This window comes from uncultured Stenotrophomonas sp., assembly GCF_913778665.1.
Classification (GTDB): domain Bacteria; phylum Pseudomonadota; class Gammaproteobacteria; order Xanthomonadales; family Xanthomonadaceae; genus Stenotrophomonas.
Genome location: NZ_CAJYVQ010000004.1, coordinates 161,609 through 176,447 on the forward strand (window position 1 = coordinate 161,609; position 14,839 = coordinate 176,447).

General features: G+C 66.9%; 13 protein-coding genes. 7 read left to right on the forward strand and 6 right to left on the reverse strand.

The annotated features are described in order from the left end of the window. Window positions 1-6 precede the first annotated feature (6 nt). Window positions 7-576, forward strand: coding sequence for a nicotinamide riboside transporter PnuC (pnuC, locus tag QZ853_RS05540; protein ID WP_295571278.1), 570 nt, complete (start codon window positions 7-9; stop codon window positions 574-576). Between the two features lie 60 nt (window positions 577-636). On the opposite strand, the gene QZ853_RS05545 is transcribed toward pnuC, so the two are convergent. Beyond that, entirely contained in the window at window positions 637-1,053 is a 417-nt protein-coding gene (locus tag QZ853_RS05545; RefSeq protein WP_295571279.1) for a hypothetical protein, read from the reverse strand. Between the two features lie 80 nt (window positions 1,054-1,133). Further along, window positions 1,134-2,108: a Dyp-type peroxidase gene (locus QZ853_RS05550; RefSeq protein ID WP_295571280.1), complete on the reverse strand. Its 975-nt coding sequence runs from the start codon at window positions 2,106-2,108 to the stop codon at window positions 1,134-1,136. A gap of 203 nt (window positions 2,109-2,311) precedes the next feature. On the opposite strand from QZ853_RS05550, the gene QZ853_RS05555 reads away from it, so the two are divergent. Continuing rightward, complete coding sequence (locus tag QZ853_RS05555; protein ID WP_295571281.1) at window positions 2,312-3,244, forward strand: DUF6624 domain-containing protein; 933 nt, start codon at window positions 2,312-2,314, stop codon at window positions 3,242-3,244. Window positions 3,245-3,265: 21 nt separating this feature from the next. On the opposite strand, the gene QZ853_RS05560 is transcribed toward QZ853_RS05555, so the two are convergent. Then, window positions 3,266-3,592: a hypothetical protein gene (locus QZ853_RS05560; RefSeq protein WP_295571282.1), complete on the reverse strand. Its 327-nt coding sequence runs from the start codon at window positions 3,590-3,592 to the stop codon at window positions 3,266-3,268. Between the two features lie 173 nt (window positions 3,593-3,765). Then, on the reverse strand, window positions 3,766-4,341 hold the full coding sequence (locus QZ853_RS05565; RefSeq protein ID WP_295571283.1) for an Ax21 family protein: 576 nt from the start codon (window positions 4,339-4,341) through the stop codon (window positions 3,766-3,768). A 546-nt stretch (window positions 4,342-4,887) separates the two neighbouring features. On the opposite strand from QZ853_RS05565, the gene QZ853_RS05570 reads away from it, so the two are divergent. From QZ853_RS05570 to QZ853_RS05590, 5 genes are all read left to right on the forward strand, one after another. After that, window positions 4,888-5,814, forward strand: coding sequence for a DUF2268 domain-containing putative Zn-dependent protease (locus QZ853_RS05570; RefSeq protein ID WP_295571476.1), 927 nt, complete (start codon window positions 4,888-4,890; stop codon window positions 5,812-5,814). A gap of 218 nt (window positions 5,815-6,032) precedes the next feature. Continuing rightward, window positions 6,033-6,305, forward strand: coding sequence for a hypothetical protein (locus QZ853_RS05575; protein ID WP_010487149.1), 273 nt, complete (start codon window positions 6,033-6,035; stop codon window positions 6,303-6,305). Window positions 6,306-6,462: 157 nt separating this feature from the next. Beyond that, a complete protein-coding gene (locus tag QZ853_RS05580; RefSeq protein ID WP_295571284.1) occupies window positions 6,463-7,161 on the forward strand; it encodes a hypothetical protein in 699 nt (232 codons plus the stop codon). Window position 7,162: 1 nt separating this feature from the next. Further along, window positions 7,163-7,471, forward strand: a complete 309-nt coding sequence (locus QZ853_RS05585; RefSeq protein WP_295571285.1) for a hypothetical protein — start codon at window positions 7,163-7,165, stop codon at window positions 7,469-7,471. Window positions 7,472-7,930: 459 nt separating this feature from the next. Next, entirely contained in the window at window positions 7,931-8,305 is a 375-nt protein-coding gene (locus QZ853_RS05590) for a hypothetical protein (protein WP_295571286.1), read from the forward strand. A gap of 60 nt (window positions 8,306-8,365) precedes the next feature. Here QZ853_RS05590 and QZ853_RS05595 read toward each other — a convergent pair whose 3' ends face one another. Both QZ853_RS05595 and QZ853_RS05600 read right to left on the reverse strand, forming a co-directional pair. Then, window positions 8,366-9,040 carry a hypothetical protein gene (locus QZ853_RS05595; protein ID WP_295571287.1) on the reverse strand — a complete coding sequence of 225 codons (675 nt, stop codon included), beginning with the start codon at window positions 9,038-9,040 and terminating at the stop codon, window positions 8,366-8,368. 124 nt (window positions 9,041-9,164) lie between these two features. Continuing rightward, the gene (locus QZ853_RS05600) at window positions 9,165-14,726 is read right to left on the reverse strand and encodes a putative Ig domain-containing protein (RefSeq protein ID WP_295571288.1); all 5,562 of its coding nucleotides are present in this window, start codon (window positions 14,724-14,726) and stop codon (window positions 9,165-9,167) included. Window positions 14,727-14,839: the final 113 nt, after the last annotated feature.

The following is a 14,839-nucleotide window of genomic DNA, read 5'->3' on the forward strand; positions in this document are numbered from 1 at the left end:
GGCGTGATGCTGGAGTGGACCGCCGCGCTGTGCAGCATCCTCGGCGTCTGGCTGATGGCCCGGCGCCGGCTGTCGGCGTGGCCGGTCGGCCTGCTGTCGGTGACCCTGTATGGTCTGGTGTTCGCCGAGGCCAAGCTGTACTCGGACACGCTGTTGCAGATGATCTTCGGCGGTTTCCTGGTCTATGGCTGGATCAACTGGCGCCAGCATGCCGCCGATGAGGGCAACATCCGCATCGTGCCGCTGGCGCGCGACAAGCTGCTGCGCGACCTGGCCATCGGCGTGTGCGGTGGCGTGGCGCTGGGCGCGGCCATGCACAGCTTCACCGACGCCGCCCTGCCGTGGCTGGATGCCTTGCTGACCGGCCTGAGCCTGGTTGGGCAGTGGTGGCAGGCGCGTCGCCACGTTGCCTGCTGGTGGGTGTGGATCGGGGTGGACGTGGTCTATGTCGGCGCGTACCTGTTCAAGTCGCTGCACGTGACTGCGGCGCTGTACGTGTTCTTCCTCGGGTTGGCCGTGTTCGGCCTGCGCGCGTGGAGTTCGGCCGCGCGCGAACCGCAGGTGGCAACCCGGTAGACCCACGCCCTGCGTGGATGGGTCGGGTAGATGCCGGCCGCCATCCAGGCGTGCGTACATCTACCGGGTCAGGGCCAAGCCCAGGCGCAGCGGCTGGCGCATGTCTGCCGGCGGCGGCGCCTGCAGTGGCGCGGCCTGGAGTGTCGCGCGCAGGTCCGCATCCACCTGGCGGTCGCCGAGGCTCTCGAATTCCAGCGTCGAGATGCGGCCATCTGCGGCGATCCACAGGCTCACCGGCAGCGGCGTGGGGGTGTCCGGATGCGCTTGCAGCCATTCCACAACGCGCTGCGCCTGCGGGTCCTGTTCCTGCTGCAGGCGCTGCTGCAGCTGACCGCCCACCGCGGCGGCATAGGCCATCCAGTGCGCAGGGGCCTCCTGCGCGGAAACGCTGGCGCCCCCCAGTGCCAGCGCGCTGACCAAGGCGGCGATTGGCCGCCAGCCGCGGCGTGCGCCGCTCCTGTTCCCTGTCGTGGCCATCGCCCGCCTCCTGCACTCCCATCCAGCGCGACATGGTCGGCGCGGTAGATGACAGGCAGATGGCGGCGCGTACCCGGCAATCAGTCGCCCAGGTCGGCCAGCACCTTGCGCGCCGGCGCGAAGAAGGTTCCGCCGGTCACGGCGGTGGAGAAGTCGAGGATGCGGTCATGCAGCGGTGCGGGATTGCCGATGAACATCCGCTCCAGCATCGTCTCGATCACCCACAGGCGGCGGGTGTAGCCGATGAAGTAGGTACCGTACTCGCCACGGCCTGGGTTGGCGAACGGCATGTTGTCACGCAGGATCTCGTGCTCGCCGTCGGCGTCCTCGATCGTGCACAGCGTCTTGTGCGATTTCTGCGCGTCGGCCGGCGCATCATCCAGCTCGATGTTGTCATGCTTGGTGCGGCCGATGATCGCTTCCTGTGCTTCGGTCTTCTGCGCGCGCCAGCTGTCGAGGTTGTGCAGGTACTTCTGCACCACCACGTAGCTGCCGCCCGCATGGTCAGGGTCCTCGCTACCCACGATCGTGGCTTCCGGCAGCGACAGCCCTTCGGGATTGGCGGTGCCGTCAACGAAGTCGAGCAGGTCGCGGCCATCGAAGTAGCGGAAACCGGCCACGTCATCCACCGCCTCCACCGCATCACCGAAGGCCATCAGCAGGTTGCGCTCGAACGCCACGATCAGGTCCATCGTGCGGGCGCGGATGTGGTACAGCAGGTCACCTGGCGTGGACACGGCGGTGTGGGTCGCGCCCTTGATCTCGCGGAACGGCTTCAGCTCGCGCGGCGGCGTGCTGCCCACCACCGCTTCCCACACGCGGTGGCCGATGGCCACATTGCAGGTGAAGGTGCGCTCGATATCGCGGATGGCAGTGTTCTTGATCAGGTCGTCGGTGCTGGCCAGCACCTCGCGTGCCTTCGCGATCGAAGCCTCGTCATCCTTCACCTTCAGCACCAGGAACGCGGCCGAGTGGGTCAACGGCGCGGTGATCTGCTGCGGCTCGTTGTCGAGCGTGTGGTTGAGGGCGGTGATCGGTGCGGGCTGGGAGTTCACGTCGGTTCCTGCGGGCTTGAGGCGGGCGCATCGCGGGTGGCGATGTGCGGGCGATCATAGCGGAACACCCCTGGTGGCGACGGAGCGGTTCTCAGTTCGCAGCGGATGCCGCATGCGTTTGAGACGGCGCCATGACACTGCTAGCCTGCGCCATGAGGCCGGCAGCACGTGGCCATCCCCGCACTTCACGGAGGAAGACGCTGATGTCCCCTACATCGATGCAGTGGCTGCGCGCATCGGCCGCAACCGTGGCCTTCGCCCTGGCGTTGGGCACACCGCTTCGCACGCAAGCCGCAGCCGAGGATCCCTTCTTCACCGCCCTCGACCGCTACGGCGCCGATGACTTCAGAGGATGCGCGCGACTGCTTGGTGACCTGTTGCAGCGTGGCGGCCACTTCCCGGACGGCGGCGAACTGCTGCTGATTGAATGCACCGCCGCCGCCGGCGACCGCAGCCAGGCAATGGACTACGTGAACCAGCTGCTGCCCAGCGGGCGCCTGTCATTCGATGATCTGCTGCACAAGGATCGCCCGGGCTTGAACGCGCTGCGTGCCGATCCGGCGTGGCCGGACATGCAGCGGCGCGTGGAAGCGGCCGAGCAGCAACGCCGCGCGCAGCTGGACGCGCCACTGCGCAGGGAGCTGCTGGAACGCGCCGAGCGTGACCAGGCCGCACAGCATGTGGCCATCGACGCGGGGGGTGGCGATGCGTTCAAGGGCGTCGCGCCGGTGGCCCAGGCCAATGCCGCTTGGCTGAAGACCGTGATTGCCGACAAGGGCTGGCCGACCTACTCGCGGGTCGGCCATGACGGGGCCAAGGCGGCCTGGCTGATCGTCCAGCACGCCGATCACGATCCCGCGTTCCAGGCGCAGGTACTGCCGCTGATCGAACATGCGGCGAAGGCCGGCGAGGCCGATCTTCCCGATCTGGCCCTGCTGACTGATCGCGTACTGCTCGCGCAGGGCAAGCCGCAGCGTTACGGCAGCCAGTTCACCACTGCCGGCGACGGCACGATGGAGCTGCGCCCCACCGAGGACATGGACGGACTGGACGCACGTCGCCAGGCCATGGGCCTGCAACCGCTGGCGCAGTACAAGGCCACGCTGTCGGAGGCCTATCGCCAGCCGGTGCGCTAGGGCCGCATCCGCCAAGGCGCATCACGACTCGCTGCAGACAACGTACTGCTGTGGGCCGGTCCAGGCGATGCGCAGATACGGACCGTCCAGCAGGCCACCGTCGCGAAGCCAGGCAAACACCTCGGCCGGGCTCCATTCGCGACCGGCCGAGAAGGCTACGCCACGATCACGCAGGGCAGCGAACAAGCGGGCTTTGCCGATGTCGTCGCCCACTTCGGTGCACAGGGTCGTCGCCTGCCCCTCGAAGCCGAGTGCCTGCAACGCCGCGCGCGCGTCTGCGTCCAGCAGCACCACCTGTACGGTATTGCCGTCTGCCTGCTGCACATACGCGGAAATAGGGGTCAGCATGCCCTGGACTCTGCCTGGCTCGGACCCAGTATGCCCGCTCCACGGCGCGCAATGATTCCGCTGCAGTCCACAAAAAAGTGAAGCCCGGCGCGAGGCCGGGCTTCGGTTGGCGTGTGGGAGAGAGAGAGAGAGAGTCACACGCCAGCACAACACGCACTGACGACAGGCGTTTGTTACCAGGTGAAGCGCGGGCCCACGAACCACTCGCGGTCGCCGGCCTTGGCCAGCTTCACTTCGCCACTCAGGCCCCAGTTCTGGTTGAACTTGGCGGTGGCGCCGACGCGGCCGTAGAACTCGCCATCCGGGTTGATGCCGTGCTTCTTGCTGAAGTCTTCATAGCCGGCCATCACGTAGCCTTCCACGTACGGGTTGAACGCAGTGCGCACGCCCACTTCCGTGGAGTAGCCGTTGAAGTCCAGGCCATGCTTCATGTCGTACTTCTGGTACGCAACGCGGGCCACCAGGTCAGTGTTCGGTGCGATGCCGTAGTTGTAGCCGGCGCCGATGCGCCACTGGTCGACGTCATTCTTGAACTTGTCGGTCTCCTGCGCGCTGTAGTCGCCGAAGATGTGGAAGTTCGGGTGCACCGCCACCGAACCCTTTACTTTCCAGCCATCGGCGTCGCCGCCCTTGGCATCGGTGTTCACGTAGCCGCCTTCAACGTAGTTGTACGACAGGCCGTCGGTCGCCGATGCAGCGAACGGCAGAGCAGCCAGTAGACCCAGGGCAAGCAGCGAATTCTTGTTCATCGGGACACACCTTTAATTATTTTGGTTTCGTCGACCGCCTCCCGGGAGGGGAGGGAGAGGAGGCGGACGACAGGTGTGAATTATCCGTTAGGGGGTCTAATCGACCCTGAATATTGAACTGACTGGTATATAAATAAGGCTGGCGTTCAGGGAACTCTGCTCGGGTAGCTGCACGAAGCTTCGAATCTGCAACTTCTCGCATGGCCGGCCACACGCGCCCTCCCTGCCGTGCGCGGCCACTCCCCCATCCGAGGATTGCCCGTGAATCCTGTGCTGCTCCGAAGCCCCCTCTGTGCCGCTTGTGTTGCCCCGGTCGCAGCCGTTGCGCAGAACCTCGTCGTCGAGCAGGCTGCGACGCTCTCGGAGTGGGCGTCTGCCACGTATGCGTTGCAGCCGGACGTGGCGCTGTTCGGGGCTGGTCCCGCTATGCCTGCACCACGGCCGCGCTATCGTAGTTGCCTCTGCATGGGTTTGGGGAACCTGATGAAGCCGTCATCCGTTGCATCGCACGGTGTGCCGCGCTGCCTCTTCGGATTGCTGCAGGTATTGCTGCCCTGGGTCCTGCTTGCTTCTGTGCTGCCCGCGCAGGCCGCCGCTCGCGCGCCTGCCGCTGAACACGTGGTCATCCAGACCGAGGATGTCGCGCGCTTCTTCCAGGTGCTTGATGCCAACCAGGGACGGCCGAGCGCGCAGGATCTGCAGCGCCACTACCTGGATCCGGGCAGCAAGGCATTGCACGGTTTCACCGCAAGCCGCATCGGTTCGATGGAACGGCTGGCGCGCGCGATCCAGGACAAGCCGGCGCTGTTCGAGAAGGCACGCCGCTGCGCGACCGCCCTGCCCGCCATCCGCACCCGCGTCGCCGCCGCGCTCGGCCGGCTGGGCACGCTGCTGCCGGAGGCACGCTTCCCCTTGGTGACGGTGCTGGTGGGCCGGGGCAACAGCGGCGGTGTCACCACGCCCGAGGGTGTAGTCATTGGGCTGGAAGCGCTGTGCAACGCCGACTGGATGCAGGCCGATGTGAGCGATCGCTTCGTGCACCTGATCGCCCATGAGTACGTGCACATCCAGCAGCCCGGCGCGGGCGCGGAGGTTGCGCAACCGACCCTGCTCTACCAGACGCTGCTGGAAGGAGGCGCCGAGTACGTGGCCGAACTGATCTCCGGGCAACCAGCCAACGCGCATCTGCGCCGCTGGACCCAGGGCCGCGAGTGCGCGCTGGAACGCCAGTTCGCCCAGGACAGCGCTGGCACCGACCTGTCGCAATGGCTTTACAACGGACCCGGCGATGAAACGCGTCGCGGCGATCTTGGCTACTGGATCGGTTACCGCATTGCCGCTGACTACGTTGCACGCGCGCCCGACCAACACAGCGCGATTGCCACGCTGCTGAACGTGCGTCCGGACAGTGCACCGGCGCTGCTGGCTGCAAGTGAATGGCGCCCGGCCTGTGGGCCTGTGGGAAACAGGTAGGAATGACGCCGACTTCAGGCTGATGAATTGGACGATTCGAGCAACCGCAAGGCCATCGCCTGTGTGCGCATCAGCTTGCCTGATCTCACTCGTTAAGCTTTGCTGACGAACATATTTCACAACCCTTCCACGTCTTCCAATTTCAGCTGAAAGCGCTTGTCAGCGTGGGGAACAAACGCCGCTATATTCCAGCTTCCCCAGACGAAGGAGGGAGTGCAATGAACCTGAACCCGCAACACATGAAGACGGCCCGCGCACTTGCTGTAGCGCTCATCGCAACCGTCAGCCTTGGCGCTTGTGCGTCCTACAAGAACGAGTTTGCCACCATCAACTCGCGCCTCGACCAGCTCGATGTAAAGGTGCAGGGCGCCGCACAGAGCGCTGAATCGGCCAACCAGTCCGCACAGCAGGCCAACCAGCGTCTGGACCAGATCGAAGGTCGCGTGCAGCAGCTTGAAAGGGCACCGGCCGGCCGCAAGCCGCGCGGGTAACCGCTCCCTCACCGTTTGAATTGATCCATTTCTGTACCGGGAACCAGTGGCCTTCGCCGGCCACTGGCCTCCTTCCACCGATGATTGCATTGCAAGGAGCCCTCCCATTCGTACTTCTTCCTCCCCTGCACGCCGCGCCCTGCACGCCGCACTGGCCTTGGCGCTGGCCGTCGCGTGCAGTGGCGTAGCCAACGCAAAGGACGCGAAGGACGACGCACCCGCGCAAACGGTATCGGCTGCCGATGAACTGCCGCCGGATCAGCACGTTTCCGAGACGGTGATTGAACTGGCCGGCTGGGTCGTTGCCAGCAAGGACAACCAGGGGTATCCGTTCGCCGTGATGGACAAGGCGGCAGCACAGGTACTGGTGTTCGGCGGTGACGGCAAACTGCGCGGTGCCGCCCCGGCATTGTTCGGTTCGGCCATCGGCGATCATTCCGCACCGGGCGTGGCCAAGCTCGCACTGAGCGCGATTCCCGGCCGCGACCGCACCACACCTGCCGGCCGCTTCATTGGCGGCTACGGCCCCTCCGATGACGCCGGGCGCGTGCTGTGGGTGGACTACGACTCGGCCGTCTCGCTGCATCCGCTGCCGCCGGGCGCACCGAAAGAGAAGCGCGCCGAACGACTGGCCTCGCCCTCGCCCGATGACAATCGCGTCACCCACGGCTGCATCAATGTTTCCGCCGCGTTCTACGAGCAGATCGTGGCGTCCACGTTCCAGAAGGGCGGCGTGTTCTACATCCTGCCTGACAAGGATTCGATCGCGAAGACCTTCCCGGAGTTTGCACAGAGCCGTGGACAGGGACAGGGACAGGGTGAAGATGGCAAGGACGAGCGCAGCGCAGGCAAGTAGCGTGACGCAGGATGCACGCGTAGAACTTGAGCTCACCTTCTTCACACCGGAACAGGGCGGGCGCTCTCAACCGGCCTCCGCCAATGGCTATCGGCCGCATCTGCGCGTGCCACCCGATGACACGCTGCTCGGCGTTGCGTTCGTGGGCACCGACACTGTTTTCCCGGTTGGGCGTCCGCTGACTGCCGTGGCCACGCTGGTCTACGCGCCTGCCGTTTCATATGCGGCGCTGAAGCCGGGAGCCCCTGTTGAGATATGCGAGGGTGCACGCGTGGTCGGTCATGGACGCGTCGTTCGGCTTCTGACCTGACCCGTTGAGCGTGTGAGGTCATGTCGCCATTGGCCTCTGGGCGCGGTGGCGGCCCCGCGTCAATCACGAACCCCGTCGCATATTCCCCGAACGGCGGAGACTATTACGTCGCCTCGCTCTGCGGCAACTTAACAGCATGCAAGAATGCCGGAAGCGTCTTCGATCGAATGCTGTTTGCAACTCTTCTCATTGGCGTTGCGCGGCGACGGCGATACAGATGGCGTGCCACCGGAAAAGGTGGCCGGGCCTCGAAAACCCGTCAGATCACGAATGTTGTTTTGCGCTTGCCGGCCGGCGTCACCTTGTGTGGCGCCGGTCGGTTCGCCTGCCGGCTACGGCGGGCAGAGCGTGGAGGCCTTGTGCCTGCCGGTCTTGTTCGTGATCTCCCGGTTTTCGAGCCACGTCTCCGCCCGCCACCTTTGCGTGGCGGCTAGCGTCTGTCCTGCACGGAGCCCTGCGATGAGCACACCGGAATACCCCCGTACGCACGCGCAGCACGCGCCCGCCAACGCAGACGCGCCATCGGAACCCCCACACAAACGCGACCCGCTCGGCTTTCTCGCCACCCTCGACCGCATCGGCAAGGATGCCGCGGCCGATGGCCAGCCCGGGCCCGAGCGCCACCAGACGTCCGCGCGCCGCATGGCCCTGGGCGATGCAGACTGTGCCGTGGCAGGCCAGCGCGTGACGCTGGAACTGCCGCTGGCCGCCGAACGCGTCCGTCAGAACGGCGAAGAGACCGCGTACGTGGGCGACCGCGTGCTGGAAGGCCTGGCCATGGCCTCGCTGGCATTGAACGTACAGATCGGCACGCGGATGCGCCCGGACGAGTGATACGGGCACGATTGCCTGCAGTTCCGCCGGGCATGGCCCGGCGTTACCGTGGGGCCCGCATTACTCGCATGCATCGCCTTCGTTCTTCAGCAGCGCTTCGTCCAGCGGGCGCTCGCGTTCAATCAGCGCGCGTTGTTCGGCATCCGGCTCACCCAGCCACCACACCTTGCAGCGCGCGGTGAGGCGGCCGACCATCTTCGCCTGCGTTGGCGAGTACAGCATCGCCAGCGCGGTGCCGGGGCAGTCGTGCGCCTGGCAGGCGGTGTAGAACCACCAGGGTTCACCCTGCAGTACCTTCAGTGCGCCCGGCCCACTGGGCCCGCTCAACAGGCGCTCGCGCAGCGACGGGATGTCCTTTTCTGTGGATTCGGCATCCTGCGTGCTGTTCATCAACGCATCGAACGCGGCCAGCACCTTCGGGTCCTTGCGGCCGCAGTCGTCCACCGTGTTGCCGCCGACCAGGGTGAAGAAATGGGTCGCCAGCGGGTTGTCCTTGCAGGTGAGTTCGCCGCCGGCGCCGGGCTCTTCCGTCTCGCCTTCGTTGTCCCACACCGACGGGTCCACGCCCGCTTCGACGGACGCTTCGTTGTCGACCACGGTGGCCGTGGCAGCCGGTGTTTCCGCGGGTGCCGCGGCGGCAGCCGCAGCCGTCGTTTCGACGGCGTTGTCGGGTGCCTGCCCGCAGGCTGCCAGCAGCGCGACCATCACCGCCATCCCTGTCATTCGAATCTTCATTCCCTGTCCTGTTCCTTCCATTCGATATCCGGCGCGGATGCAGGTTGCGCACCTGCCGGAGGCACGATTGTACGGATAGGGGCCACGTGCGGCGGCGACCACCCGGCCGCCGCCGCTGCATCGGTCACGGCGGCAGGGTCTTCTGCACGCTGATCTGGATGCCCTGGTTGTCGCGGCTGCTGCTGTCGAGCTGGCTCTGGTACTCGGCACGCAGCGTCCAGCCCTTCAGCGTCTGCAGGCCGATGCCGGCGCCCAGCAGCGTGTGGTTGCGTGACTGGCGGTCGAGCGTGGCGCGATAGACCGGCCCGGACATCAGATCCACATAGCGCATGAAGGCCTGGCTGGAACCCTGCATGTCGTGGCCGAACTCGGCGCGCAGCTGCGGCATCCACATGCCGTAGTCGCGCTTCACCAGCCACTGCGCCAGCACACCTGCGGTAGCGGTGCTGGTGTTTACCGTCTGCTTCTCGTAGTCGAGCGCGTACATCACATCGCCATGCTCGCGATAGCCATCCAGCGTGGCCCGTGCCAGGTCCAGGCGGCCGTACGGGGTCAGCAGCAGGGCATCACTGCGATGCTGGTAGCCGGTGGAGAACGAGGCGAACCACTGCGTGCCGTCGCGGCTGCCGTAGGCGGTATTGCCGTTGTCGGTGATGAAGCGGCGCGCATCAAACGTCAGCCACTGGTAGCCCAGCAGGCCGTCCACGTAGAACCCGCCTTCGGGATGGAAGCTGCCGTAGGTGGCCACGCTGTAGCCATCCACCTTGCTCCGGCTGCCGTTGCGGCCGATGTCCGAAGCATCGTGGCCGTAGCCCAGGCCGACACCCAGGGACAGCGAGGGGCCGAGCTGGCGGTCGGCGCCCACGCTGACACCGGAGGTGGTGAAGTCGATGCCATTGCTGCCGGCACCCGGCTTGAGCGTGCCGAAGTTCACTGCACCACCGGTCCAGAAGGCGAAGCCATCGGACGATGCCGCCGCAGGCACCACGCTCGACTGCAGGGTGGACTCGTCGATCATCGACAACGCTTCACCGCTGGCACCGATGCCCTTGCGCAGCGGATCCTCCGGCTGCCCACGGCGCTGGCTGCTGGCCGAACTGAAGGTGATGCCGTTGCTGAAGCCGGCACCGCCGCCGCCGGCGCGCAGGCTTTCGAGGCGGCGCTGGAAGTTGGTGATCTGGCCTACGGCCATGCGCCGTGCACCTTCCGCCTGCGCTTCGAGCACACCCAGCACTTCGGCATCGCGCGAAGGATCGCTGCGGGGCTTGACCATCACATCCACCGTGCCCGGCGCCGAGGTCGCATACGCGTTGCTCAACGTGTAGGTGATGCGCACCGCGCCACCGAAGGTCGCTGCCGAAGTGAAGGCCAGCGCGTAGCCGGCGCCGCTGGCGGTGATCGTTGCGGTACCGGCATCGGCCGGCGACACCGACACCAGGGTGGCAGCGGTGAACGGGCCACCGCGCGCGGTCGAGGTGAGATCGACCGTGACCACGCGCCCGGCAATCGCGGTGGCGGTCAGCGCCGGCGCCACCGGCCTTGGATTGACGGTCACGCTGATCCGCGCCGGTGCCGAGGCGCCGAACGGGTTGCTGAGCGTGTAGTCGAAGTCCACGGCGCCGGAGGCGTCCGCCGCGGCGGTGTAGACGATGCTGGCGCCCTGTACCACCGCGGTGCCCGACGATGGGGCACGGCTGATCGCAATCGCAGTGAACGGGCCATTGATCGCCCCGGCCTCGGCCTGCACGGTCACCGACTGGCCGGCCAGCACGGTGGCACTCTGCGCGGCCGCCACCGGCACCGCCAGCGGGGTGACGGTGATGCTGACCGTCGCCGCCGTGGAGGTCCCCCCCGGACCTGTGGCCGTGTAGGTGAAGCTGTCATTGCCGAAGAAGTTGCTGGCCGGCGTGTACGCCACATCGAGCCCGGTGATCGTGGCGGTGCCATGCGCCGGTGCCTGCGCGATGGCGATGCTGGTGATCGGGCCAGTGTCGTTGGCGGTGACGTTGACCGTGACTGGCGCATTGGCCGGCGTGCTCGCCGCGTCGTTCACCACTACCGGTGCCGGCTGGTTGATGCCGAGGGTGAACGGCTGGCTGCCGCTGAATCCGAACGTGTCGGTCGCGGTTACGGTAAAGCTGAAGCTGCCCGCAGCGATGGGCGTGCCGCTGAGCGCGCCGGCACTGCTGAGCGCGATGCCCGGCGGCATCGCACCTGACGTCACGCTGTAGGTGAAGCTGCCGCTGCCACCGCCAGCACTGAGCGTCTGGCTGTAGGGGGCAGCCACCTGCCCGCCCGGCAGCGTGGTCTGCACGAAGACGATCGCTGGCGCGTTCACCACCACGGTGTAGGCCTGACTGCCACTGAAGCCGAAGCCATCGGTGGCGGTGACGGTAAAGCTATAACTGCCGGTCGCGGTCGGCGTACCACTGATCACGCCGGCACTGCTCAGCGTGACGCCCGCTGGCAGCGCACCCGTGCTCAGGCTGAAGGTATAGCCGCCATTGCCGCCGCTGGCGGTCAGTGCCTGGTTGTAGGCGATGCTGCCGGTTGCGGCGGGCAAGGTGGCCGGCGTGATCACGATCGTCGGCACGTTGACGGTGAAGCTGTAGGCCTGGCTGCCGGTGAAGCCGAGGCTGTCGGTGGCTGTGATCGTGAAGGCGTAGCTGCCCGAGCTGGTCGGTATGCCCGACAGGATGCCCGCACTGCTCAGGGCGACACCGGGCGGCAGCGCGCCCGCAGACACGCTGAAGGTGTGACTGCCAGTGCCACCGCTGGCACTGACTGTCTGCGAGTACGCCACGCCACCGGTCGCCGCCGGCAGCGTCGACGGCGCCAGCGAGATGGTCGGCGCGTCGACGGTCAACGAATACGACTGGCTTGCGCTGAAGGGTGCGCCGGTACCGGTGCTGCTGTCGGTCGCCCGGACGGTGAAGTTGAAGCTGCCGGCCTGGGTCGGCGTGCCGGACAGCACGCCGGTAGTGGACAGCGCCAGGCCTGCTGGCAGTGCACCACTCTGCATCGCGTAGGTGTAGCCGGGTGTACCGCCGCTGGCGATAAACGTGTGGCTGTAGGCGGTGCCGGCACTGGCATTGGCCAGGCTCGCCGCCGGCAGTAGCACGACACCTGCACCGACGGCGCCCGTGTAGGCCTGGCTGCCGGTGAAACCACCATTGTCGGTCGCCGTGACGGTGAAGTTGTAGGCACCGGCGTGGGTGGGTGTACCGCTGAGCACCCCGCTCACCGTATTCAACGACAGCCCTGCCGGCAATGCGCCTGCGACGATGGCATAGCTGTAGGTCGGCTGGCCGCCGCTGGCAACGAAGGTCTGGCTGAAGGCAGCACCCACTGACAGCGTGGGCAGGCTCGCAGGTGCCAGCGTGATGGTCGGGGCCGTCACCGCCAGTGTGTAGCTGCCAGTGACGGAGAACGGGGCACCGTTACCGGTGGAACCATCGGTGGCGGTGACGCTGAAGTTGAACGAACCGGCTGCCGTCGGCGTACCCGACAGGCCACCGCTTGGCGCCAGGCTGACGCCCGGCGGCAATGCGCCTGCGGTGATCGCGTAGCTGTAGGGCGCGGTGCCATTGGCGGCGGTGAAGCCCATGCTGCCCAGCGCGGTGCCGGCTGTTGCAGTGAGCGTGGCACCCGATGCCGGTGACAGCGTCAACGTTGGCGCATTCACGGTGAGCGCATAGGCGCGGCTCCCGGTATACGGGCCGGCACCCGTGCTGCTGTCGGTGGCCGTAAGCGTGAAGTTGTAGGTGCCGGCCGCGGTGGACGTACCGCTGAGCACGCCACTGCCCGACAAGCTCAGCCCAGGTGGCAGTGAGCCGGCGGTAACCGCGTAGCTGTAGGTACTGATGCCACCGGATGCGGTCACGGTCTGCGAGTAAGCTGCAGCGACGGTCGCGTTGGGCAGGCTGACCGGCGCGATCGAGATCGTCGGCGCGACCACGGTCAGCGTCAGTGGCGCACTGGTGGCACTGAACGGACCCGTGCCGCCACTGTTGTCGGTTGCGGTCACGCTGAACGTAAAGCTGCCGCCGGCCGTCGGTGTGCCGGACAGCGTGCCGTTACTGGCCAGGGTGATGCCGGCCGGCAGGCTGCCGCTGGCAAGCACATAGGTATAGGGCGCAGTACCGCCACCGGCGCTGGCCAACGACTGACTGTAGGCCGCCGCGACCGTAGCGTTGGCCGGGTTCGCAGGTGTGTAGACCAACGTCGGTACGGCGATGGTCAGCGTCATCGTGCCACTGGTGGCACTGAATGGGCCGGTGCCGGTACTGCCGTCGGTGGCACGCACAGTGAAGGTGAACGTGCCGTTGGCGGTGGGCGTGCCGGACAACACGCCATTGCTGGCCAGGGTGATGCCGGGCGGCAGGCTGCCACTGGCGATCGTGTAGGCGTACGGCGCGGTGCCGCCGCTGGCACCAGCGAGCGACTGGCTGTAGGCCACCCCGACCGTGCCGGCTGCCGGGCTGGACGGCGCGTAGTTGATGGTCGGCGGCGATACGGTGATCGTGACGGTGGCCGGTGCCGAGACACCCCCGGCATTGGTGGCGGTGTAGGTAAAGCTGTCCGGGCCGGCATAGCTGGCCGCCGGGGTGTAGGTGATGCTGGTGCCGCTGGCGGTGGCAGTGCCGTGCGTGGCCTGCGTACCGACCGCGACCGAGGTGGGCGCACCGCCGGTGATGTTCAGCGTGATGGGGTTGCTGCTGCTGCCATGCGCGACCGTGGCGCTCACGGCGTTGGCCACCGGCGGCGCCACGTTCTGCACGTTGATCGACAGGTTGGCGGCCGAGAAGAATGGTGTGGGCGTGCTGCTGTCGGTAATGCGCACGGTGAAGTTCTTCACCCCCAGCACCGTCGGTGTCCCGCTGATGGTGCCGTTGCTGGCCAATGTCAGGCCGGTTGGCAGGGTGGTTCCGCCATCCAGGGCATAGGTGTAGGGCGCGGTGCCGCCGGCGCCGGTCAAGGCGAAGGAATACGGCGTGTTGATGGCCGCAGCGCTGGGCGTGTTGGTCACGCTGATCGTGGGCGCTGCGATGGTGATCGAGTAACTGGCGACGCCGGTGAGCGGCGTACCGGCACTGTCGGTGGCGGTGATCGAGAACGGGAAGGTGCCCTGCGTGGTCGGCGTGCCGGACAGGACGCCACCGGTACTCAACGCGATGCCGGCCGGCAGTGCGCCGGATGTGACAGCGTAGCTGTAGGGCGCGGTGCCCCCGCTGGCACTGAGCGTGGCACCTGCATACGCTGCACCCACCGTTCCGCCGGGCACCGTGGACGGCGAAATCGTGATCGGTGAGGCGGCCGCCTGGATGTGCACGGTGACCAGTACGTTGTTCGCACCGGTGCCGTCGTCGAAGGCGAAAGTGTCTGTGGTCGTTCCGTTGCCGCTGTGGACGTAGGAGATCCTCGACGCAGCGTGGCTGGTGATGGTGGCCGTGCCATTGCTGGCGGGCGTGGTCACGTTGCCGATGCCGAAGCCCGCCACACCCTGGCAACTGGACGCGTCGATGGTGATGGTGCCGCCGGCGGCCATCGGTGAACCCGCGCTGGCATTGACCGGCGTGAAGGTTGTACAGGCGGCGCGTGCGATGTCAGGCAGAGCGAGGCTGACGCCCAGCAGCAGGATTGCTCCCAGATGGCCCCAGAAACGGCGAACAAGCCCAAGGCGCATCGCGCCGCGATGCATCGACTCTGCGTGCCACATGTTGTGCCCCCTGCAACCCGGCATCATGCCGGGCAATACGACGGTGATAGCCGCCGTGGCCCATGAACGAGCAGCCCCGG

What these genes read in the sequence shown, in the direction of transcription:
- pnuC (WP_295571278.1), top strand. Translation starts at nt 7, where the DNA reads ATGCTGGAGTGGACCGCCGCGCTGTGCAGCATCCTCGGCGTCTGGCTG.
- QZ853_RS05545 (WP_295571279.1), bottom strand. Translation starts at nt 1,053, where the DNA reads ATGGCCACGACAGGGAACAGGAGCGGCGCACGCCGCGGCTGGCGGCCA.
- QZ853_RS05555 (WP_295571281.1), top strand. Translation starts at nt 2,312, where the DNA reads ATGTCCCCTACATCGATGCAGTGGCTGCGCGCATCGGCCGCAACCGTG.
- QZ853_RS05560 (WP_295571282.1), bottom strand. Translation starts at nt 3,592, where the DNA reads ATGCTGACCCCTATTTCCGCGTATGTGCAGCAGGCAGACGGCAATACC.
- QZ853_RS05565 (WP_295571283.1), bottom strand. Translation starts at nt 4,341, where the DNA reads ATGAACAAGAATTCGCTGCTTGCCCTGGGTCTACTGGCTGCTCTGCCG.
- QZ853_RS05575 (WP_010487149.1), top strand. Translation starts at nt 6,033, where the DNA reads ATGAACCTGAACCCGCAACACATGAAGACGGCCCGCGCACTTGCTGTA.
- QZ853_RS05590 (WP_295571286.1), top strand. Translation starts at nt 7,931, where the DNA reads ATGAGCACACCGGAATACCCCCGTACGCACGCGCAGCACGCGCCCGCC.
- QZ853_RS05595 (WP_295571287.1), bottom strand. Translation starts at nt 9,040, where the DNA reads ATGAAGATTCGAATGACAGGGATGGCGGTGATGGTCGCGCTGCTGGCA.
- QZ853_RS05600 (WP_295571288.1), bottom strand. Translation starts at nt 14,726, where the DNA reads ATGCGCCTTGGGCTTGTTCGCCGTTTCTGGGGCCATCTGGGAGCAATC.